Source organism: Pseudomonas sp. RGM 3321 (assembly GCF_022836805.1).
GTDB lineage: Bacteria > Pseudomonadota > Gammaproteobacteria > Pseudomonadales > Pseudomonadaceae > Aquipseudomonas.
On record NZ_JALHBH010000116.1, the window covers coordinates 158,770 to 178,788 of the forward strand.

Sequence of the window (20,019 nt, forward strand, 5' to 3'; positions counted from 1 at the left end):
AAGGTCTGTGCTTTATAGCTGGAAATCAGCAAGCCTCGCGACTGCTGACTGTCGGTTATGAAAACCGATCCGTTTACTCTCCGGCAAACGGCACCAGCGACTCCAGCAGCCATGCACCAGCTGGCCCCAGGCTGCGCTGGAATGACCAGATGACATCGACCGCCGAGCGACGCGGCCAGCCCGAGACTTTCAGCTCTTTGAGCAGCCCGCCCGAATAGCGCGACACCAGCCAGCGCGGCAACGCCGACCAGCCAAAACCGAAGGCAGCCATGTCCATCAACAGCAGGTAATTGGGCGCTGACCAATGACGATGGCCGCTGGTGGGCAGGTCGTCGGTGGGGATGCTGTGCTCGACCAGCGTGTTGAGGCGCAATGCGCGGTAACGCGCCAGTTGCTGATAATCGACCCGTTCCAGCGCGGCGAGTGGATGTTTATGCGAGACGAACAGACCGAAATCGGCACTTTCGTCGATGGTCGCGTGACCGATCTCCGGTGGGTAGCTGGCTTGCGCCGACAGCAGCCCCAATGATGCCCTGCCCGACTGCACCAGGCTGATGGCATCACCGTGCTCGGCGAATACGCATTCCATCTCCAGCTCTGGAAAGCGCTGATCCAGCTCGGTCATCAGCCGCTCGAAATCGGCAAACTGGTTGGCGTCCGACAGCACCAGCGTCAGCCTTGGCTCGACGCCTGCCGCAAGCCGCGCAGCAGCCCGGCGCAGTCGGTCCGAGGCGCACAACAGGTCATCGACACGGCCGAGCATGACCCGCCCTGCTTCAGTCAGAACCGGTTGCCTGGAAGAGCGATCGAACAGCTCCAGCCCGAGATCGATCTCCAGGCGGGCGATTGCTTCACTGATCGTCGACTGACTCTTGCCCAGACGGCGTGCGGCTGCACTGAACGAACCCAATGCGGCAATCTGGGCGAAGGCTTCCAGGGCTTCCGGTGAATAACTCATGACACTCTCTTATCGGCTTTACCGATGGTATTGATTTTCAGCTTAACGCAAACACCGATGATAATGCTGCCACCCACGAGCACGAAGGACAGTCTTATCATGAGTAACAGCCCACAACACGCCAGCCAGCCCGCATCCGTAGCGTCCAAAACCCTGCGTGAAAGGGCGCTGCACGCCAGCCTGTTCGAGATCGGCGGCGTGATTCTGGTCGCGCCGCTGCTGGCCTGGCTCATGAACCATTCGCTGGCAATGATGGGCGCCATGACAGTGATGATCTCCACCATCGCCATGCTCTGGAACATGCTCTACAACGCCCTGTTCGACAGACTGCGCAACAGGTACGGGTTTGCCATGAGCCTGACCACTCGCGTGCTGCACGCAACAGGTTTCGAAGCCGGACTGATTCTGGCCGTCGTGCCACTGGCCGCATGGTGGCTGACGATCAGCCTGATGGAAGCATTCTGGCTGGATATCGGCCTGCTGCTGATGTTTCTGCCATACACCATGCTGTTCAACTGGGCCTATGACGCATTGCGTGAACGTTTAGTGCAGCGGCGTATGGCAAGGTGTGAGGTGCTTTGAGAAAACGGGTTTGCGCGGACACTCGGGAGTCAGCACTGTTAGTATGTGCGAACGTCGTACAGCCAGAAGAAACCTATGAATCTGACCAAGCTTTGCCTTACGAACTATCGTCGCTTTGCAGAGTTTGATATCAAATTCGATCCGCAATTGACGGTAATTTCCGCTCGCAACGGGCAGGGCAAGACGTCGGTTCTTGAAGCCATTGTTGCTGCTCTGGGCCCCTTAGTTGGTTCATTTGATCAGGGAGTGTCCAAGCATATCGAGCGCACTGACGCCCGTTATGCACGGGTAGGCGAAGGTTTTGAAAGCGAGCAGCAATTTCCAGTGGTCATCAATGCAGAAATGTCCAACCCTGCGATGCGTTGGCAACGGGCGCTTAACGGTCCCAAGAGCCGAACTACCACCAAACAAGCCGAGCCGTTGGCGGCATGGGGGAAAGAACTTCAGTCAATGCTGCGCAGCGATTCGGCGACTTCGCTGCCTGTTGTGCGCTATTACAGTTCGAGGCGACTCTGGGTCAGTCATAAAACCGTGTCCAGCAAAGCGATCCTGACCGAGAGTCGCACTGCCGGTTACGAAGATTGCCTGTCCGCGTTCTCTACTTATGTGCAGTTACAGGAGTGGATGAGGAAGGCGACCCTGGCCGTCATTCAACAAAAACAGCAGCCCGGCTACGAGCATTCCAATCTTGAGCCTCGCTTGCAGGGCATTAGAGACGCAGTGAACGAGGTGATGGCTGAAGAAGGCTGGAGCGACTTCCATTACAGTCTGACGTTTGAAGAGCTGTCCATGTTTCATGCCGATCACTCTGCACTGCCACTGAGCCTGCTCAGCGATGGTGTACGCGCCATGATTACGCTGGTTGCTGATCTGGCGCTTCGTTGTTCTCGCCTGAATGGCCACCTCAAAGAGCAGGCCTCGCTGCAGACAACCGGCATTGTATTGATCGATGAAGTCGATTTGCACTTGCATCCGGCGTGGCAGCAACGCGTGATTGCCAGCCTTCGCAAAGCCTTTCCGAACATCCAGTTCATTGTAGGTACGCATAGCCCGCAGGTGCTTTCGACGGTAAAGCGCGAATGCATACGCATGGTATTTCAGGACGCCAATGAAAACTGGCACGCTACCTGTGCTTCACAGGAAGTCAAAGGCGTTGAAAGCGCCGTAGCCCTCAACGACATCATGGGTGTAAACCCCACTCCGCCTGTGAATGAAGCACACTGGGTAGCCGAATACGCGGCAAAAATCGAAAACGGTACGCATGAAGACCATGACGGTCTGACATTACGAAAAAAGCGGCTCGACTTTTATGGAGCACAGCATCAGGTAATTCTGGATGCCGACAGACTGATCCGCTTTCAGGCGCTCAAGTTGCAAAAACACTCGAACACCGAGGGTTGACCGTCGTGCTCAAACTGGATCGTGCCTCTGTAGACGCCCCTCTCTGCCTCGCCGACTACGCTCATCCAACACACCAATGGTCAGACTTTCACGGGACCTGCAAGAAACAGCTGCGTTTTGCGCTCGTCCAGCTACAAGGCATCCACGGTGTAACTACAGAAGACGCAGCAGAGTAAGGCGCGCGATGCGCTTACTGCGAGGGGGCCGTTTTTCATGAAGGCCATATTGAGCATTTTCGGCGAAAGAATCCGAAACACTACCCGCAACTGACATTCGAGTGGAGTAACCTTTTTCTTGCATGTGGAAGTACGCAACATTGCGGTCATCACAAGGATCGACGCTCGGCTCCTCCCTATAACCCCGACCTCCTCATCAAACCTGACAAACATGATCCAGAGCATTACCTGTATTTCCACTCATCTGGAAAGGTACTCGCCCGTAACAACCTGAGTGATCACGAGAATAGCTGCGCCACAGAGACCATTCGCGTGTTTGGTCTCGACGATCCGGCGCTTGAGGGCGCTCGGGCAAATGCAGTGCGGGCTTACCGCAAGCTGCGCGAAGCGGATCTTTGCGAGATCGCATCGTGGTCAGACGCTGATCGTATCGCATATTTCCGGCAGGAGATCGAGGCCACTCGCTGGCATCCATACGCGACGACGATCAGAGACTTCTTGCAGAAGTGAGAGCGATACTTCCATATCCCGCCTGTTTTTCTCACTGGATTATCCCTTTACCCCAAGAGCACACTGTCGCCCACTGACCACGGCAAGGACACCCTTCAATGACAACTGAAATACTCAAACTGGCTGCGTTCAGCGATGGCGATCGCGGTGGAAACCCGGCAGGCGTGTGGATTGGCGATGCGTTGCCCGATGACGTCGTCATGCAGCAGCTTGCCGCCGAGGTCGGATTTTCCGAAACCGTGTTTGCCGCGCCTGTGGAAGGCCGTTGGCGGGTGCGTTATTTCTCGCCGCTGGCAGAGGTCCCGTTCTGCGGACACGCGACCATCGCTTTGGGCGCTGCGCTGGCGGCACGGCAAGGCGACGGCGTGTTCAGCCTGACACTCAATCAGGCGCAGATCACCGTCGAGGGCCATGCGCAAGGCTCTCTGACTTCGGCAGCGTTGCAATCGCCGCCGACCTTCAGCAAGCCGATCAGCGCGCAGTTGCTGGAAGAAGCCCTGGCGCTATTCGGCTATACGCACAGCGATCTGGATGAACGCATCAAGCCAGCGCACATCAACGGCGGTGCCGGGCACCTGGTGCTGGCGCTAAAAAGCCGGGCGCAGCTCAAGGCCATGCAGTATGACCAGCAGGCCGGTCGGGAGCTGATGGTCCGCGAAGGCTGGGCGACTATTTTGCTGGTATGGGCCGAAACCGAACAGCTGTTCCACACCCGTAACCCGTTTGCCTTCGGTGGCGTTTATGAGGACCCGGCTACCGGTGCGGCCACGGCTGCCCTGGGTGGTTATCTGCGCGACACAGGCTGGCCGCACGGTGGTCTGATAGACATTATTCAGGGCGAGGACATGGGCAGCCCGTCACGTCTGCGCGCCGAAATCCCCGAGCAGCCCGGGAGTTCGATCCGGGTGTCGGGGATGGCGCGCACGTTGTAGTCAGAATCAGGTCCTGAGTTTGCTGCCACCTATTGCCACGCCCAGCAACATCACGGCAACGATCATGAACGCCAACTCAAGGCTGCTGACATGGGCGATGAAACCGATTGCCGCAGGACCAATCAGAATCCCGGCGTAACCGACCGTGGTGATCGCCGGGATCGCCACGCTTTCCGGCATGGTCTTCTGCCGACCGACTGCGCTGTAGCAGACCGGCACGATGTTCGAGCACCCTGCCCCCACCAGTGCGTAACCCAGCAACGCCGCCTGCCAGACCGGAATCAGCGTGGCAACCGCCAGGCCGCCCGCAGCACACAGCCCGCCCAGAATAATGACCCGATTGGAGCCGACCCGTCGCACAATGGCATCGCCAGACAGCCGCCCCAGCGTCATGGTCACAGCAAAGACTGCGTAGCCAAGCCCGGCGTAGGACGCTTCGACACCGCGCAATGACGTCAGGAACACGGCGCTCCAGTCCAGCATTGCGCCTTCGGCCAGGAAGACGGTGAAGCACAGCAGACCGATGAACAGCACCACACCCCGCGGGATCGCAAAGGCAGGTCCATCGGACGGGCTGCCGTAAGGCAACAGGTTCGGAGCGGCCTTGGCCAGCGCTATCAAGGTCAGCATCACCACGACGAGCATCGACTGGAAAGGTGAAATACCCAGGCTGAGCAGACCGGCTACACCGGCAGCGCCGACAATACCGCCAAGGCTGAACAGGCCATGGAACCCGGACATCATGGTCTTGCCGCTGGCACGCTCGACAATCACAGCCTGAACGTTGGCCGTGCAATCCACCCCCCCCATGCTCGCGCCAAACAGGAACAGCGTGGCTATGAGTAGCGGCAGACTGGATATCGTCGCCAATAGCGGTAGACACAGACAGATCAATACCGTCGAGCAGACCAGCAACCGCCGACAGCCAAACCGCGCAGCCAGCGCACCGGCCAACGGCATCGAGAGAATCGAGCCTACGCCGAGGCACAGCAACAAAAGCCCGAGCGTGCCCTCATCAAGACCCATCCGCTGTTTGACGTAAGGCACCAGTGGCGCCCAGGAAGCCACACTGAAACCGGCAATGAAAAACGCTATACGCGTTGAGGACTGTTCCGCCCGAGCCTTGGCATCCTGGGCTGCGGTGCTGAAAGAGGTCATGCATGCTCCTTTTTGGGGTTGGGTTACCACGAGTCGCGAGGCTCGGCACTTCAGAATCCAATGCGTCAGATAAACTTATGATACGCAATCGATTCACGCCTGCTAAAAATCGCGTGAAACATGAATAATCTTCCTACCCACGATTGGCAAAAAGCCAGCAAACACCAAGAATATCTGAAAAAGTCGTTGAATATCAAAAGCATTTTAAAGTATCTCAATGAACTTAATACGAAAGCATAATCTGCATAATCTTTTTTTATGTTTTTTTGATCTAGACTCGTTTATTGCCATGGGTAAAGGGCTGGGTTAGATTCGTTCCCGCACTGGGTTAGTGCAACTAACCGATGAGATGTTCCCCACGGGAATTGTCAGCGGGCCACGGAAGAACCAGATGTTCATGGAGGATTCGATATATGAATACTTGCCCGAACAAAAACCATCGCTCCCTGCGTAACGCACCGCATGAGTCTTTTACCAGCGTACTGTTCCTCACCGGAATCAGTCAGAGCAATAAAGGCTACCTCCCTCCCCGCTTGCCAAACACCCTTAATCGTCCATCCTCTGTCCTGATGTGCAACGTGCGTGACCGGTTGCCAAGGATATCTAACGCCCCTGACTTGATGCCGACCGTCACAAGCCAGCCTGCCACACATGATGGCAGTCCCCCCTGCCCGACGGCCCCCATACCTTAGGGCACTGCTGCCCTGCTCTACCGACTCGAAACGAACACCGAACTCATTCAGTTTGCCCTTCGGGCAATCCGTCACGGGATTGGTGTACGCGCTTGCCCTTGTTTTCCAATGAACTACATCTGACTTTTCAAGACGGAGATGATTATGACTGGACTCAAAGTTGGCATCGTTGGCCTCGGCGCACAGATGCAGGAAAATCTGCTGCCCACGCTTTTGCAAATGCCGGACATTCGTATTGTGGCGGTCTGCGACAGTGATCGCAGTCGAGCCGAGCAAATCAATCGTTTCGTATCGAACGTGATGATCACGGACAATTTCGATGACATGCTCGCAAACGCCGGACTCGATGCGGTCGTCATGGCCTGCCCGCCGCAGGCTCATCGCGATCTTGCGTTCAAAGCGATGGCCAGAGGCGTGCATGTTTTTGTCGAGAAGCCACCCTGCTTCACCCTTGCCGAACTGGAGGAGCTGATCGATGCAAGTCGCCGCGCGAAAGTGATCACCGGCGTCGGTATGAACTTCAAATTTGCCAAGCCCATGCGCCAGTTGCGCCAGATGACCAGTGCCGAGCAATTCGGCCAGATCGTACATATCCAGCTCAACCACTACGCCAGCAAGCCCACATCGCCACTCTGGGGCCTCGATTCGACGTTGAGATCTTTCCTGCTCGCCCAGGCCATCCATACGATCGACCTGGGCGTCACGTTCGGCGGCGGCGAGCTGCGTGATATCGAATCCCGAGTACAGCGTCATGGCGACTCGTTACTGGTCAGTCTGGAGCTGCAGTTCACCACGGGCGCCAGTGTCAGCCTGCTCAGCGGCACCATGTTCCCCTACTTCGAATTCGACATGAAGATCGTCAGTTCGAACTCGATGATGGTTGAGCTCAATAACCTGTGGAACATCACCATGCACGAGCCGGAACACGGCACCAGCGCTACCGGCCCGGGCAAACGCTGGAGAGGCGCATGGCAGCCGGGGCCTCTTGATTCCGGGTATGAGCGCAGCGGCTACTTCGGCGAGCTGGAACAGTTTTTTCACTCCGTTCGCACCAATGCCGCCTATGAAGCGAGCTTCGAAAGCCTGCGACCGACCTACCAGGTCATCGAGAGCATTTGTAATGCAGACGCCATGGCTCGACCAGACCTTGCTCTGAGCGCCTGACCCTCTACGTCAACCCAATGCCTGTTTTCGGAGCCTGCAAAAATGTCCAGTCTTTCCAATAGCGCAACTGCTCGACCTGCTGTCTCGGATAAATATCGTCCGGTGTATACCGATGACCTGCTGACCATGCAACTGGCGCTGGAACGCCCACTGTCGGGCACCAGCGATGTGGTCGGTGAGTACGAAAGCAAACTCGCCGCCTGGTTCGAAGCGCAACACGCCATTGCCGTATCGTCAGGCGGCGCAGCGTTAAGCGTGGCTATTTATGCATCCGGTGTCGGTCCGGGCGACGACGTTCTGCTGACCCCAAGTTGCCCGCTGTGCACGATTTACCCAATCATCGCGGCCGGGGCCAACCCCATCTTTGTCGACACCCGGGCCCATGGCTTTGGCGCCGATCCTGTGTCAATAAAAGCGCGGATAACGGCACGCACCAAGGCCATCATCGATATTCCGATGTGGGGCTATCCGACGGAAGTCGACGAATTACGCACCTTGACCCACGAGCTGGGTATCAAGCTCATTCTGGACCTGGCTCATTCGCACGGCACTACCCTGGAAGGCCGCCCGCTGTCGCAGTTCGGCGACCTCTCCTGCTTCAGTACCCATGAACGCAAGCCACTGGCAACCGGTGAAGGAGGCTTCATTCTCACCGACGATCAGGAACTGGCCCAGCGCTGCCGCGACTACAGTCGTTTCGGCAACCTCAATGGCAAGGATTTCGGCCTTAACTACAAACTCGCGGCACTGCCGGCGGCACTGGGTGGCAGCCGCCTGGCCTCACTGACAGGCCAGATCCAGCAACGCAGAGAGAACGCAGCCTACTTTCTTGCCAGGCTCGACCACAGCAAGGTCCGGGAGAAAAAGATCATTGAGGGCGGTGTGCCCAACTATTACTTCCTGAACCTTGAGCTGCACTTCGCCGACAACCGTGCATTCATCGACTACCTCGACGAGGCCGGTATCCCGTCCGACATCAAGCGTTACGGGTGCAAGGCGCTCTATGAATTTCCGGCACTCGCGCAGTACCGCAACGAATGCCCGAATGCGGAAGCGCTGCTGGCTGGCATGACGACGATTCCGGTGCATCCGGACATTACCCGGGCGGAACTCGACTACATGGCTGATCGCATCAACCAGTATGGTGCCGCATAAATGACCGACCCACTCGATCGCTCACAACTGGATCGGCATTTCACCGCGTCCGGGTTCGTCTTGAACCCGGAACGGAAGATGCTGCTGCTGCATCACCGCAAGCTCGGAGTCTGGCTTTACCCGGGCGGGCACATCGAACAGGGAGAAACCCCGGACGTCGCAGTGCTCAGGGAAATTTTCGAGGAAACCGGTATTCATGCCGAGCTGCTCGGCGAGCGCGATGAAGAGCTCGCCGACGTCGAAACCGATGTCACCGTACTGCATCAGCCTTACAGAGTACTGTGCGAATACATCGACGATAAACGCGGCCCGCACTATCACCTGGACCTGATTTATGTCACGGCGACCAGTCTGCTTGCCTGCCCGGATAACCGGGAAGTCGAGCATGCGCGCTTCTTCAGCCAGCAGGAAACCGCAGACCTGAAGATGTTTCCCAACTTCCGGCGAATGGTCGACCGGGTTTTTGCAGACGATGCGCTGTGGGACCTGGTAGGAATCAAGGTGGCGCAATGAACCTGCGAACCATTACCCAGATGCGCACCATTACCCAGAAAGGGCCGATGCATTCGATCGATGACCTGCATGAGCTGGAGCGCGCCCTGCATTCGGGCCTGACAGGCACTTCGCAGGTGGTCGAAGAATACGAAGCAGCACTTTCGGCGCTGTATGGCATCAGGCATGTGATCGCCGTTTCTTCGGGTGCGGCGTCGGTAACTGCTGCGCTTGCCGGCGTCGACTTCAGGCCGGGCGATGAAGTCATCGTTGCGCCGACAGGCCCGATCTGTACGGTCCTGCCGATTCTCTCACTGGGGCTTGTGCCGGTGTTCTGTGATGTCGCGCCGGACAGCTTCGGCCTGGACCCGGAAGACCTGCAGCGCTGTATCGGACCCCGTACCTGCGCAGTCATCGAAGTGCCCATGTGGGGGTATCCGATCCGCTCGAAAGACACCTGGGCGTTTCTGCGGCAAGCCGGTATCACCTTGATTCAGGACCTGGCCCACGCCCACATGACCCGGCTGGACGGCACGTGGCTCGCGCGACATGGCGATATCAGCTGTTTCAGCACCCATGACTGCAAGTTCATCTCGACCGGCGAAGGCGGCTTCGTGATGACCGATGACGATGACCGGGCCAGACGTATCCGTGCCTATACCCGTTTCGGCAACCTGACGGGCGAGTCGCTGGGCATCAACCTGAAACTGGGCGGTCTGCAGGCAGCGCTGGGACTGGCGCGCTCGCGTCAGCTCTATTCGCATCTTGAACGCCGCATGAGCAACCGCGAACAGCTTCTATCAAAGCTCGACAACCCGGCGTTTCGCGAGCTGCCTGTCGTCAAAGGCGGCGCGGTCAATGCCTATTCCCTGCTACTGCAATCGGTGGGGCATGACGGTCGCCAACTGGTGCACTACCAGCAACGCCACGGCATCGAATCGGACATCGGTAAATATGACAACCAGCCGCTTTATCAACTACCGCTGCTGACCCGGTATCACCGCGATTGCCCCAACGCTGCCAGGTTGCTGCGTTCGTTGACGACGGTGCCGTTGCATCAGAACCTGCTGGACGACGATCTGCATTACATCGCCGAGGTACTCAATGGCTACTCTCCCGGTTGAACCGGCCCTGCGTTCGGGCCATGCGGTAGTGATTGGCGGCAGTGTCACAGGCTGCCTGACCGCTGCTGTACTGGCACGCCGTTTCGAGCGTGTCACCGTTGTCGAGAAAGGCGACTTTCACGACGAGACGGGACCACGTCAGAGCCTCCCTCAAGAGCATCATGTGCATCTGCTGCTGTTGCGCGGCAAGCAGATCATGGAGCGGATCTTTCCGGGCCTGCTGAGCGCACTCGAACAACACGGTGCTCAGGTAGCGGACCTCGGACATGATGTGAAGTGGTACCAGCGCGGTCGCTGGAAAAATCGTTATCGCAGCGGTATCGAGGCTCACTACTGCAGCCGCAGGCTCATCGACAACCAGTTGCGCCGTTGCCTGACGACAGTCCCGCAGGTCACTGTTCTTTCGGGTACACGGGTGACGCGTATCGAGTTTGCAGGTGTTGAAAAGCCAGGCCAGGTAAGCGGTGTCATCATTGATGACGGCTCTTGCGAGCTCAGCCTGTCCTGCGACCTGCTGGTGGATGCCAGTGGCCGGGGCACACACATGCCTTCATGGCTGAAAGGCGCAGGCTTTGGCAGTGTGCAGAACAGCGTGGTCAAGACCGAGTTGGGCTACGCATCGCGCATCTACAAACGGCTGCCTGCCTTCGCTGAACAATGGCAAGTACTACTGGTGCTGCCGACCGCTCCGGCCCAGCATTCGATGGGGGTCATCAGCCCGATCGAGGGCGATCGCTGGATGGTCACCACCGGTGGCTGGTTCGGCAACTTCCCCGGCAAGGATCCGCACGAGTTCCTTCAGGCACTGGCCGGCCTGCCTGTGCCAGACATCCATGATGTCATCCGCGAGGCCGAGCCACTGTCCGAGGTCTTTACCTTCAGGATGCCCGGCAGTCGTCGCACCCATTACGACCGTCTCGAGCGCTGGCCAGAGGGCTTGCTGGTCGTGGGCGATGCCTTGAGCAGCATGAATCCGCTTTACAGCCAGGGCATGACCATCGGCGCGCTTGAAGCCGACTGCCTCGATCAACGCCTTGATGCCCTGCTGGACCGCTCGCTCGGTTGCCATCAGTTGCAAGGCTTGCTGTGCGGTGTCGTCGACGGTGCCTGGAACATGGCCACGACCGAAGACTTTCGTTTCCCGGAAACCTCGGGGGAACGCACATGGCGCACCCGTTTCGACCACTGGTACGGTGCCGGGCTGGGCTCGCTCTCGGCGGACAACCGCCGTGCACTGGAAACACAGATCGGAGTGACCAATCTGGTGGTAAACCCCGCCCGGGTTTATGCGCCGGCAATTGTGTCGCGCATTGCGCTTAACGCCCTACTTTCTCGGAATACTCGACAATGATTGACGATATCCTGCATTTTTCCGGCATCGAGCATGTGGTGTTCGACTGGAACGGTACTTTGATCGACGACATCGATCTTGCTGTCTTCGCCGTGAATCGCTGCGGCGAGCATTTTGGTGTCGCGCCTGTAACCGCCGAGCAATATCGGGCCAGGTTCGATTTTCCGATTGCCGGTTTCTACGCGTCACTCGGCTTCGATCTGGACCGTGTGCCCTTTTCTGTCATCGTCAAACACTACCTCGAACACTTTGACGCAAATGTCGCTCAATGCCCGCTGCAACCGGGCGTGATCGAGTTTCTCGATGCGGCGCGCCAGCTCGGGATCGGCGTCTCGATCCTGTCGGCATCGCACTGCGACGTTCTGGTACAGACCCTCCGTGCCAAGGGTTTGTTTGACAGTTTCGAGCATGTCGTCGGGCTGAGCCATAACCAGGCTACCAGCAAGACGGCCGAAGCCGTAGTGCTGCAAAAAAAACTGGGCACGCCCGCCTCACGAACCTTGTTTGTCGGCGATACGCTGCATGATTTCGACGTCGCGCAGGCGGTGGGCTGGTCACCGGTTCTGGTTTCGACAGGTCATCAGGACTACCAACGCCTGCAGCTCAGCGGCGCCCCGCTGTTCAGCGGCCTGGGCAATCTGCTTGAGCGCTTCACGCACGGTCACGCCCTGCTCGCCAAGACCGGGAGTGCCTGACCATGAGCACATCGCACCTTGTTCTGGCTGCTCTGATCGCCACTGCGTTGGCTTTGCGTGCGACCGTCGCTTTTTATTACCGCGATACGCAGCGCATATTGCGATTGCTGCGTCTGATACCAAGGCTTCCCGACCGCAAGGAGCACTACTACCGACCGCTGGATGAATGGCTTGCGCCACTGCCGTTCATCTGGACATGGATGGATATCGTGGCCGCCGTACTGCTCGCATCGCTCTACTCGTCACCGCTGACATGGCTGATGGTCGTGCTTTGGAGCGGCGGACGGTTTCGGGCGCTGCAGGAGTTCGGTCATAACGCCGTGCATTTTGCGCTATGCCCTAATCACCAATGGCAGTGGTGGCTGAGCAACATCTTCTATCAGTTCCCGTCATTCAAACGCGACATGCGCAGCCGACACCAGACCCACACGCTGGAACATCATCGCAACCCTAATCATCCGCATCTTGACCCCAACCGCGCGCGAGTACATGCCGGTGGCTATGTGGCCGGGATATCCCCCGGAAAATTTCATTCATTGTTGCTCTATCCGCTGACGCCTCAGGGTGCCTGGGTCAATCTGAGCACCATGGCGCGCAACAGTTTGCTGAATCACTCGCACCTGACCACGGCGGTCCGTGTGCTGTGTCTGATGACGGTTGCCGCCCTGCTCTACTGGGCAGGCGGCTGGAAAGGCGTGCTGTTTGGCTGGCTGGTGCCATTGCTGACCTCATACCCGGTATTTGCCTGGGTGTCACTGCTCACCGAGCACCGCTGGTTTGTCGAAGGGACGTCCAGAGACCGCCGCGATCTTGAGTACCTGGCAGGCCGCCCCACCGATTATTTCGGTGTTAGCGGATGGCTGATCCGCGTGTTCATCGCACCAACGTCGGATGCCTACCATCTGGCGCACTCGCTGTACCCGGGCGTGCGCTGGAACTACCTGCCAGCGATTGACCGGCACTTGAAAATTCACGAGCCACGCTACAGCAACAACGCCAGTGAAGGCCTGCTGCTGCGACGCGGCAGCGCACCCACCGCGCTTTCCGAACTGTATGAGCGTCTGGTGAATGCCGGACACCCCGAAACCACCTTGAAGACCAGAGGCAGCGTATGAATACCCCCTTGGCTCACCAGCAGACTCAACGTATCGGCATCATCGGCGGCAGTGGCCTTCAGCAATTGCCCGGTTTGAAGGACATACAGCTTGTCGAATGCGAAACAGCATTCGGCAAACCCTCGTCCCCCGTCACGCTGGGCACCCTCAATGATGTGCCAGTGGCTTTCGTACAGCGCCACGGTGTCGGGCACACCATCCCGCCAGCGTTCATCAACGTGCGCGCCAATATCGCCGCGCTGCGCAGTGTTGGCTGCACTCAACTGTTATCGGTAAGTGCCGTGGGCAGCCTGAGCCACGACGCACCGCCAGGCAGTTTCGTGCTGATCGATCAATACATTGATCGCACGATCAAGCGTGACAAGACGTTTTTCGGCCCGGGCCTGGTCGGCCACGTACCGTTCGGCGACCCTGTGTGCGGGCGCATGCGCTCGGTGTTGGCCAGCGCTGCAGAAACCGCTGATGTGCATGCTCTCAATGGCGGCACCTACGTGGTCATGGAGGGGCCGCAGTTTTCGACGCGTGCCGAATCCAGTCTCTATCGCCAATGGGGCGGCACCGTGATCGGTATGACCGCAATGCCGGAAGCCAAACTGGCGCGTGAAGCAGAGCTTTGCTACGCAATGATTGCCATCCCCACGGACTTCGACTGCTGGCACGAATCCCATGAGGAGGTCAACGCGACGCTGGTTGCCCAGAGAATGGCTGGTACGTTCGCACTGACCCGTCGTCTGGTCACCGAAGCCGTCACGCGCTTGGGCGAACATCAGGGGGCTTGTTCATCCGGGTGCGATCATGCACTTGATACGGCGGTGATGACCGCCCCCGAGCACCGTGATCCGGAAATGGTCGCACGCCTGCTGACGGTTGCTCCCAACGCCACTCACCTGGGAGCGAAAGCATGAGCAAGGCGCTGACCACCCAGGACCGGGTACGAATCAAAAAGGTCGATGTGCTCTCGGACAACTGGTACGTGCTGCGCAAGACCACGTATGACTTTCAGGGGCGCGACGGCACGTGGCGCACACTGACCCGCGAAACCTACGACCGGGGCAACGGCGCGACCATCCTGCTCTACAGCAAGCTGAAGCAGACCGTCGTCCTGACCCGGCAGTTCCGCTTTCCCGCGTTCGTCAACGAGCACGATGGCATGCTGGTCGAAACTTGCGCAGGGTTGCTGGATCGTGACGATCCAGACACCTGTATACGCAAGGAAACCGAGGAAGAAACCGGTTATCGCATTCAGGAAGTGCGCAAGGTGTTCGAGGCGTTCATGAGCCCGGGGTCGGTGACCGAGCGTCTGTATTTTTTTGTCGGTGAATATTTCGACGAGAACAAGCTAAGCGACGGAGGTGGCCTGGAGGCGGAAGGCGAAGAAATCGAGGTTCTTGAATTGCCTCTGGACGAAGCGCTGGCGATGATAGACACCGGAGCGATCTGCGACGGCAAGACCATCATGCTGCTGCAATACGCCAAACTGCATGGACTGCTGGATTGAGGCCTGACATGGATGAACTTATCGCTATCAGCTCGATGGAAAATGCCGAACTGGCCGAGTTCGTGGCAGGCATCAGCGAGCATATCGGGGTGCCCGTGCGCCTCTCTCGCTGGTCCACATCAGAGCTGATCGACCGCGTGAGCAACGGCACGGCGGGCAACTGGGACCTGTTGTTGGGGACTGCGGCCACCGCCTTGCCTGATCCCGCACTGAGCGCACAGTTGCTGATTCTTGACGCGCTTGACTGCTCGACCTTGCCTGCACAAGCGATTGCCGCTGACCGGCGCTGGTTCAGCCCTTCAGGCTTCGTGCCGGCCTTTTGCTACGATCCTGAAGGGCTCGCCGCACACGGCCTCACGCCACCATTCTCTTGGGAGGCGCTCTGCGCGCCAGAGTGGGCGCAGCGCATTGCCCTGCCAGATCCGGGCCGCTCAGGTGCAGGCTATCTGCACCTGAGCGCTTTGCTGGAAGCGTATGGCGAGGGGGCCTGGAGCATGTTGGCTCAAGTGGCACAATTGCGACCTTCGATCAGCGGGTCTTCCACAGCACCGATAGACGCCGTGACCGAAGGCCGTGCATACGTCGGCGTTACGGTTTCCACGGCGGCCACTCGCGCAGCGGCGCAGCACAGTTCCTTGCAGTGGTGCGTCCCCGATGACGCACGTCGTTACGAGTTCGAAGTGTTCGGCTGCCGCGCCGGTTCGCAACGTGCGAAGCAGGCGGTACAGGCGCTTGGCTGGATGCTTTCGCCGGACGCTGCTGCAATCAGCCGACACTACGGCAAGGTGGTGGTCGGCGGCGTGTCGAGCGAGACCCTGGCGACTGTCGATCTCAAGGCGCTGAATGCAATCGAGGCCAGCCATGCCAAGGTCGCCCGTTGTGCACGCTGGCATTCACTGTTCGACACAAAGGCTGGCCTATGACCGACATGGCCCACCCCCCTTCGACGCAGCAGCCCTCGTCGTCTGCGCCAGCAGGAACGGAGCGGCGGCCCTGGTCGATTTACCTGATGTTCGGCCTGTTCGGGGCTCAGCAAGGTATGCTCGGGCCGCTGATGCCGTTTCTGCGTGCCGAATTCGATCTTGATCTGCGCTGGACCGGCCTGCATTTTGCCGCCTATGCACTGGGGCTGGTACTGATCGGAACTCCGTATCGCTGGCTGGAAGGTCGGGCACTGCCCATCGGCACCGGACGTATCGCCATAGGCTCGATTGTGCTGGCCAGCGGGCTGTTTTCGATCGCCAGCGGTTTACCCATGACCCTGCCCGGCAGCGTACTGATGGGGTTCTCGGGAGGTCTGGTGATGGCCGTAGGACAGGCCATGCTCGGCAAACTTTATGGCCAGCAGGCTGCCGCGAAACTGGTGGAAGCCCACATCGTGGCAGGCCTCTGTGTGCTGGGCGGCGCGCTGCTGGTGGGCGCAGCGACGGCTATCGGGCTGTCGTGGCGCGTGGCTCCGCTGCTGATCAGCGCATGGGCATTGATCATGTTTTGCGCACCGCAGACGATCCATCGGGCCACGCCCGGCCAAGCCGGGTCGTCGCCAATGGCCGATAGCCTGCGCCCACAGCGTCTGGTTCGGCTCAGCCTGTGGGCACTGGTGATTCTGGGCATCTCGGCGGAATGGGGTGTGGGGTTCTGGGGCGCGGAATACATCAAGACCCACGTACAGACCAGTGCGTCGGTCGCCGCTACGCTGATGAGCCTTTACTTTGCCGGCACCGTCTGCGGGCGGTTGGTCAGCAGCTATGCGCTGCGCCGGGCCTCCCCCTTTACATTGCTGACCGTGGTGATACTGAGCGCCATTGCTACACTGCTGGTGCTGTCGTTGATCGAAGGGGTGGTCGGCACCGCGATCCTCACGTTCGTGCTCGGTGCCTGTCTGGGCAACTTCTTTCCGCTGATCCTGGGATCCGCCATGCGCGTTGCGCCCCACGCAAGCTCCGCGCTCAGCACGCAAGCGTCACAGGCGGTCGGCGTGGCGCTCCTGCTGGCACCGTTTCTGCTCGGGCTGCTGTCCGAACGAATCGGAGTCGAAGCTGCCTTCAGCCTTTTGATCGTCTACCCCCTTCTCATGTTGCCGTGGGTACCTGCCCTGCGTGGCGTCTGGTCTGTCGGCAACCCTACCGAACCTTCAAAGGAGTAAGAACCAATGGCTCTTTGCGCGCTGTTGTTCGATCTGGACGGAACCCTTATCGATACCGATGAACTGCATTTGAACGCCTATAACCAGTTGCTGGCCCGCTGGGACCGTTCGATGGACATCGGCTACTACAAGGCCCATGTCATGGGCTTTCCGGATGACATGATTTTTGGCGGTCTGTTTCCCGATATTCCCGCGGCGCAATACGCCGGTCTGGCAGCGGAAAAAGAGGCAATGTTTCGCGCTCAACTGGGTGAAACCATTCCCGTGGCGGGCGTGCTGCGTATCCTTGACCACGCTCGGCAAAGCGGCCTGCGCACGGCGGTGGTCACCAATGCTCCACGCGAAAATGCCATGGCCATGCTGACCGGGCTGGGCATTGTCGACCGCTTCGAAATCATTGTGATCGGCGGCGAGCTGGAGCGCGGCAAACCGCATCCCATGCCTTACCTCACAGCCCTGGAGCTGCTGGGCGTGACGGCCGACCAGGCGCTTGCTTTCGAGGACTCGCTGGCGGGTGTGCAATCGGCGAGCGCCGCCGGGATTCATACTTTCGGCATGCTGTCGGGGCTTGACGAAACTCAGCTTCGGGCGGCCGGAGCCAAAAGCGTTATCCGCGACTTCAACGACGATGCACTCTGGAATACGCTGAAATAACCCTGCTGATGCATCTCTGACCTGTCAGGTGCCGGGACATACCACGGTGTGCCCGTTGCCTGAGCAAAATTGCGCCTGCAAACCCAAGCTTTTTCCTCACCTGCACACTAAACTGGCCTCCGTTCGCACCAGACCGGTGCGCAAGTCCATGCCCGAGCATCTGCAAAAGAGGCCATTGTGTACAAAGGTGTCGCGCTGTCAGTCCTGGCCTCCGTGCTGTTCGGGGTCATGTATTTCTATACCTCGCTGATGTCGCCCCTCGACGGTGAAGAGATCTTCGGCTGGCGCATGCTGCTGACAGTGCCTTGCGCGACGCTGTTCATGTGGGTCAGTGGCGACTGGACACGGGTCCGTGAACTGGCGGGGCGGCTCAGGCGGCAGCCGCTGCTGATAGCCGGGCTGCTGCTGTCCTCGCTGTTGCTGGGCGCGCAGTTGCTGATCTTCATGTGGGCACCGCTGCACGGGCGCAGCCTGGAGGTGTCGCTGGGTTATTTCCTGCTGCCGCTGAGCATGATTCTCACCGGCCGCATCGTGTACGGCGAGCACCTCTCGTATCTGCAAAAGGTCGCGGCGGTATTTGCCATGATCGGTGTCGGCCATGAGCTGTGGCGGCTGGGCAGCTTTTCGTGGGAGACGCTATTGGTCGCGGGCGGTTATCCGCTGTACTTCGTGCTGCGACGCAAGCTCAAGACCGACCACCTCGGCGGGCTCTGGTTCGACATGCTGCTGATGCTGCCCATCGGCCTGTGGTTTATCGCCAACGGTCATCCGCAAGCCATCCAACAGGCAACGCTGCTGTACCTGCTGATTCCCGTGCTCGGGGTCATCAGTGCCTCGGCACTGGTCAGTTACATCGTTGCCAGCCGCTTGCTGCCGTTCAGCCTGTTCGGTTTGCTCAGTTATGTCGAACCGGTGCTGCTGGTAGGCGTCGCCCTGTTGCTGGGCGAGAGCATCGGCCGCGATGAATGGTTGACTTACCTGCCAATCTGGATGGCCGTCGTGGTGCTGATGATCGAAGGCGCCAAACACATGCTGGCCCAGCGCCGTCGGGATGCAGCTTGAGGCTCAGGACTCGGTGAAACGCTCCAGTTGCATTTCCTGAAGCCGACTCAGGGTGCGCCGAAAGGCAAACGACAGATAACCCTGGGTGTACAGTTCGTCCATTGGCACTGGCGCTTCGACATACAGCGGAATGCGCCGGTCGTAACATTCGTCCACCAGCGCAATGAAACGTCGCACGCCGTCGTCGTTGGGCGATAACTGCGGCAGCTCGCGGTCGCCCGCCGTCACCTGCTCCACCCCGTCCTCGGTGCCACGGGCAATCTTCGCCTCGCGCTGGGCGGCGCTGAGGGGCGGTACTTCGCTAAGCAGAATCACCGAGAAACGATCACACAACGCGATGAAATCCATTGCCGCCAGCGGTTGTTCACACAGGTCGCGATAGCGGCACCACACTGCCGTGTCGGAATGCTGAACCACATTGATACTGCGATAGCCGAGCATGACCTGCGAGTCGTGAACCGGCTGGCCAGCGCTCAGCGCTTCGAATATCGCCTTCAATGCACTTGGCTGACCGGCCTGCGCAACCCAGTAACGCTGGTGCAACTGTCCGGGGTGCAGGCGATGATCCTCGCCGCCGTCGACCGCCACCACATTCATGTATTTCAGGATCGCGGCGACCGCAGGCAGGAAACGCTCACGGTTGTGGCCGTGGCTGTACAACTTTTCCGGTGGCTGATTGGACGTACAGACCAGCACTACGCCTTCTTCGAACATCACCTGCAGCAGCCCGCCGAGAATCACTGCGTCGCCGATGTCAGTCACGAACAACTCATCGAAACACATCACCCGCACTTCCCGCGCCAGCTCTTTGGCGACCACGGTCAGCGGCTGAGGCGTGCCCATCAGCTCGAACATGCGCTTGTGCACCCAGCGCATGAAGTGATGAAAATGCTGACGCCGGGCCGGCACGCTCAGGCTTTCAAAAAAGCGGTCCATCAACCAGGTCTTGCCGCGCCCGACCGGCCCCCACAAATAGACGCCCTGTGCCCGACCACGAGCATCGGCCAGTGCCTGATAGCACGCCTGCAACTGTCGGGCAGCCTGCAACTGCGCCTGATCAGGCTGAAAACCACGCTGGACGGCACGTTCGTAGGCTTGCAGCGGGGAGACGGCATCCATCAGGCACACACCTTCGGTATCAGAGAAAAGACATA

General features: G+C 59.2%; 20 protein-coding genes and 1 pseudogene. 18 read left to right on the forward strand and 3 right to left on the reverse strand.

Annotated elements, in window-relative coordinates:
* Positions 1-73: 73 nt before the first annotated feature.
* Entirely contained in the window at positions 74-958 is an 885-nt protein-coding gene (locus tag RGM3321_RS19740; protein ID WP_244394500.1) for a LysR family transcriptional regulator, read from the reverse strand.
* 99 nt (positions 959-1,057) lie between these two features.
* Between RGM3321_RS19740 and RGM3321_RS19745 the strand changes: the two genes are divergently transcribed.
* The 5 genes and pseudogenes from RGM3321_RS19745 to RGM3321_RS19765 all read left to right on the forward strand — a co-directional run bounded on the left by RGM3321_RS19745 (position 1,058) and on the right by RGM3321_RS19765 (position 4,559).
* Positions 1,058-1,540 (forward strand): multidrug/biocide efflux PACE transporter, encoded by a 483-nt coding sequence (locus RGM3321_RS19745; protein ID WP_244394501.1) that lies wholly within the window; start codon positions 1,058-1,060, stop codon positions 1,538-1,540.
* A gap of 75 nt (positions 1,541-1,615) precedes the next feature.
* Complete coding sequence (locus tag RGM3321_RS19750) at positions 1,616-2,941, forward strand: AAA family ATPase (RefSeq protein ID WP_244394502.1); 1,326 nt, start codon at positions 1,616-1,618, stop codon at positions 2,939-2,941.
* A 224-nt stretch (positions 2,942-3,165) separates the two neighbouring features.
* A pseudogene (locus RGM3321_RS28515) lies at positions 3,166-3,399 on the forward strand (retron system putative HNH endonuclease); the annotation flags it as partial.
* Positions 3,400-3,429: 30 nt separating this feature from the next.
* Positions 3,430-3,627, forward strand: a complete 198-nt coding sequence (locus RGM3321_RS28520) for a hypothetical protein (protein ID WP_244394503.1) — start codon at positions 3,430-3,432, stop codon at positions 3,625-3,627.
* Positions 3,628-3,725: 98 nt separating this feature from the next.
* Entirely contained in the window at positions 3,726-4,559 is an 834-nt protein-coding gene (locus RGM3321_RS19765) for a PhzF family phenazine biosynthesis protein (RefSeq protein ID WP_244394504.1), read from the forward strand.
* Between the two features lie 6 nt (positions 4,560-4,565).
* Here RGM3321_RS19765 and RGM3321_RS19770 read toward each other — a convergent pair whose 3' ends face one another.
* Positions 4,566-5,717, reverse strand: a complete 1,152-nt coding sequence (locus RGM3321_RS19770; RefSeq protein WP_244394505.1) for an MFS transporter — start codon at positions 5,715-5,717, stop codon at positions 4,566-4,568.
* 836 nt (positions 5,718-6,553) lie between these two features.
* Between RGM3321_RS19770 and RGM3321_RS19775 the strand changes: the two genes are divergently transcribed.
* The 13 genes from RGM3321_RS19775 (at position 6,554) to rarD (ending at position 18,865) form a co-directional block, all read left to right on the forward strand.
* Entirely contained in the window at positions 6,554-7,573 is a 1,020-nt protein-coding gene (locus tag RGM3321_RS19775) for a Gfo/Idh/MocA family oxidoreductase (protein ID WP_244394506.1), read from the forward strand.
* 42 nt (positions 7,574-7,615) lie between these two features.
* Positions 7,616-8,728, forward strand: coding sequence for a DegT/DnrJ/EryC1/StrS family aminotransferase (locus tag RGM3321_RS19780; RefSeq protein ID WP_244394507.1), 1,113 nt, complete (start codon positions 7,616-7,618; stop codon positions 8,726-8,728).
* Positions 8,729-9,241, forward strand: a complete 513-nt coding sequence (locus RGM3321_RS19785) for an NUDIX hydrolase (protein ID WP_244394508.1) — start codon at positions 8,729-8,731, stop codon at positions 9,239-9,241.
* Positions 9,238-10,344: a DegT/DnrJ/EryC1/StrS family aminotransferase gene (locus RGM3321_RS19790; protein ID WP_244394509.1), complete on the forward strand. Its 1,107-nt coding sequence runs from the start codon at positions 9,238-9,240 to the stop codon at positions 10,342-10,344. Before RGM3321_RS19785 ends, RGM3321_RS19790 begins: the two co-directional genes overlap by 4 nt.
* Positions 10,325-11,695 (forward strand): FAD-dependent oxidoreductase, encoded by a 1,371-nt coding sequence (locus tag RGM3321_RS19795; protein WP_244394510.1) that lies wholly within the window; start codon positions 10,325-10,327, stop codon positions 11,693-11,695. The genes RGM3321_RS19790 and RGM3321_RS19795 overlap by 20 nt, the downstream gene beginning before the upstream one ends.
* Entirely contained in the window at positions 11,692-12,390 is a 699-nt protein-coding gene (locus tag RGM3321_RS19800) for an HAD family hydrolase (RefSeq protein WP_244394511.1), read from the forward strand. Before RGM3321_RS19795 ends, RGM3321_RS19800 begins: the two co-directional genes overlap by 4 nt.
* Before the next feature lie 2 nt (positions 12,391-12,392).
* Positions 12,393-13,505: a fatty acid desaturase gene (locus tag RGM3321_RS19805; protein WP_244394512.1), complete on the forward strand. Its 1,113-nt coding sequence runs from the start codon at positions 12,393-12,395 to the stop codon at positions 13,503-13,505.
* Positions 13,502-14,410, forward strand: coding sequence for an S-methyl-5'-thioadenosine phosphorylase (mtnP, locus tag RGM3321_RS19810; RefSeq protein ID WP_244394513.1), 909 nt, complete (start codon positions 13,502-13,504; stop codon positions 14,408-14,410). The genes RGM3321_RS19805 and mtnP overlap by 4 nt, the downstream gene beginning before the upstream one ends.
* Complete coding sequence (nudK, locus tag RGM3321_RS19815) at positions 14,407-15,003, forward strand: GDP-mannose pyrophosphatase NudK (protein ID WP_058409091.1); 597 nt, start codon at positions 14,407-14,409, stop codon at positions 15,001-15,003. The genes mtnP and nudK overlap by 4 nt, the downstream gene beginning before the upstream one ends.
* Before the next feature lie 8 nt (positions 15,004-15,011).
* A complete protein-coding gene (locus tag RGM3321_RS19820; protein ID WP_244394514.1) occupies positions 15,012-15,926 on the forward strand; it encodes an ABC transporter substrate-binding protein in 915 nt (304 codons plus the stop codon).
* Positions 15,923-17,149 carry an MFS transporter gene (locus RGM3321_RS19825; protein WP_244394515.1) on the forward strand — a complete coding sequence of 409 codons (1,227 nt, stop codon included), beginning with the start codon at positions 15,923-15,925 and terminating at the stop codon, positions 17,147-17,149. The genes RGM3321_RS19820 and RGM3321_RS19825 overlap by 4 nt, the downstream gene beginning before the upstream one ends.
* Positions 17,150-17,155: 6 nt before the next feature.
* A complete protein-coding gene (locus RGM3321_RS19830; RefSeq protein WP_244394516.1) occupies positions 17,156-17,803 on the forward strand; it encodes an HAD-IA family hydrolase in 648 nt (215 codons plus the stop codon).
* A 177-nt stretch (positions 17,804-17,980) separates the two neighbouring features.
* Positions 17,981-18,865, forward strand: a complete 885-nt coding sequence (gene rarD, locus RGM3321_RS19835) for an EamA family transporter RarD (RefSeq protein ID WP_244394517.1) — start codon at positions 17,981-17,983, stop codon at positions 18,863-18,865.
* Positions 18,866-18,868: 3 nt separating this feature from the next.
* Here rarD and zapE read toward each other — a convergent pair whose 3' ends face one another.
* On the reverse strand, positions 18,869-19,984 hold the full coding sequence (gene zapE, locus RGM3321_RS19840; protein WP_244394518.1) for a cell division protein ZapE: 1,116 nt from the start codon (positions 19,982-19,984) through the stop codon (positions 18,869-18,871).
* Positions 19,985-20,019: the final 35 nt, after the last annotated feature.

Coding starts and splice junctions, on each gene's coding strand:
- RGM3321_RS19740 (WP_244394500.1), bottom strand. CDS start 958: ATGAGTTATTCACCGGAAGCCCTGGAAGCCTTCGCCCAGATTGCCGCA.
- RGM3321_RS19745 (WP_244394501.1), top strand. CDS start 1,058: ATGAGTAACAGCCCACAACACGCCAGCCAGCCCGCATCCGTAGCGTCC.
- RGM3321_RS19750 (WP_244394502.1), top strand. CDS start 1,616: ATGAATCTGACCAAGCTTTGCCTTACGAACTATCGTCGCTTTGCAGAG.
- RGM3321_RS19765 (WP_244394504.1), top strand. CDS start 3,726: ATGACAACTGAAATACTCAAACTGGCTGCGTTCAGCGATGGCGATCGC.
- RGM3321_RS19770 (WP_244394505.1), bottom strand. CDS start 5,717: ATGACCTCTTTCAGCACCGCAGCCCAGGATGCCAAGGCTCGGGCGGAA.
- RGM3321_RS19775 (WP_244394506.1), top strand. CDS start 6,554: ATGACTGGACTCAAAGTTGGCATCGTTGGCCTCGGCGCACAGATGCAG.
- RGM3321_RS19780 (WP_244394507.1), top strand. CDS start 7,616: ATGTCCAGTCTTTCCAATAGCGCAACTGCTCGACCTGCTGTCTCGGAT.
- RGM3321_RS19785 (WP_244394508.1), top strand. CDS start 8,729: ATGACCGACCCACTCGATCGCTCACAACTGGATCGGCATTTCACCGCG.
- RGM3321_RS19790 (WP_244394509.1), top strand. CDS start 9,238: ATGAACCTGCGAACCATTACCCAGATGCGCACCATTACCCAGAAAGGG.
- RGM3321_RS19795 (WP_244394510.1), top strand. CDS start 10,325: ATGGCTACTCTCCCGGTTGAACCGGCCCTGCGTTCGGGCCATGCGGTA.
- RGM3321_RS19800 (WP_244394511.1), top strand. CDS start 11,692: ATGATTGACGATATCCTGCATTTTTCCGGCATCGAGCATGTGGTGTTC.
- RGM3321_RS19805 (WP_244394512.1), top strand. CDS start 12,393: ATGAGCACATCGCACCTTGTTCTGGCTGCTCTGATCGCCACTGCGTTG.
- mtnP (WP_244394513.1), top strand. CDS start 13,502: ATGAATACCCCCTTGGCTCACCAGCAGACTCAACGTATCGGCATCATC.
- nudK (WP_058409091.1), top strand. CDS start 14,407: ATGAGCAAGGCGCTGACCACCCAGGACCGGGTACGAATCAAAAAGGTC.
- RGM3321_RS19820 (WP_244394514.1), top strand. CDS start 15,012: ATGGATGAACTTATCGCTATCAGCTCGATGGAAAATGCCGAACTGGCC.
- RGM3321_RS19825 (WP_244394515.1), top strand. CDS start 15,923: ATGACCGACATGGCCCACCCCCCTTCGACGCAGCAGCCCTCGTCGTCT.
- RGM3321_RS19830 (WP_244394516.1), top strand. CDS start 17,156: ATGGCTCTTTGCGCGCTGTTGTTCGATCTGGACGGAACCCTTATCGAT.
- zapE (WP_244394518.1), bottom strand. CDS start 19,984: ATGGATGCCGTCTCCCCGCTGCAAGCCTACGAACGTGCCGTCCAGCGT.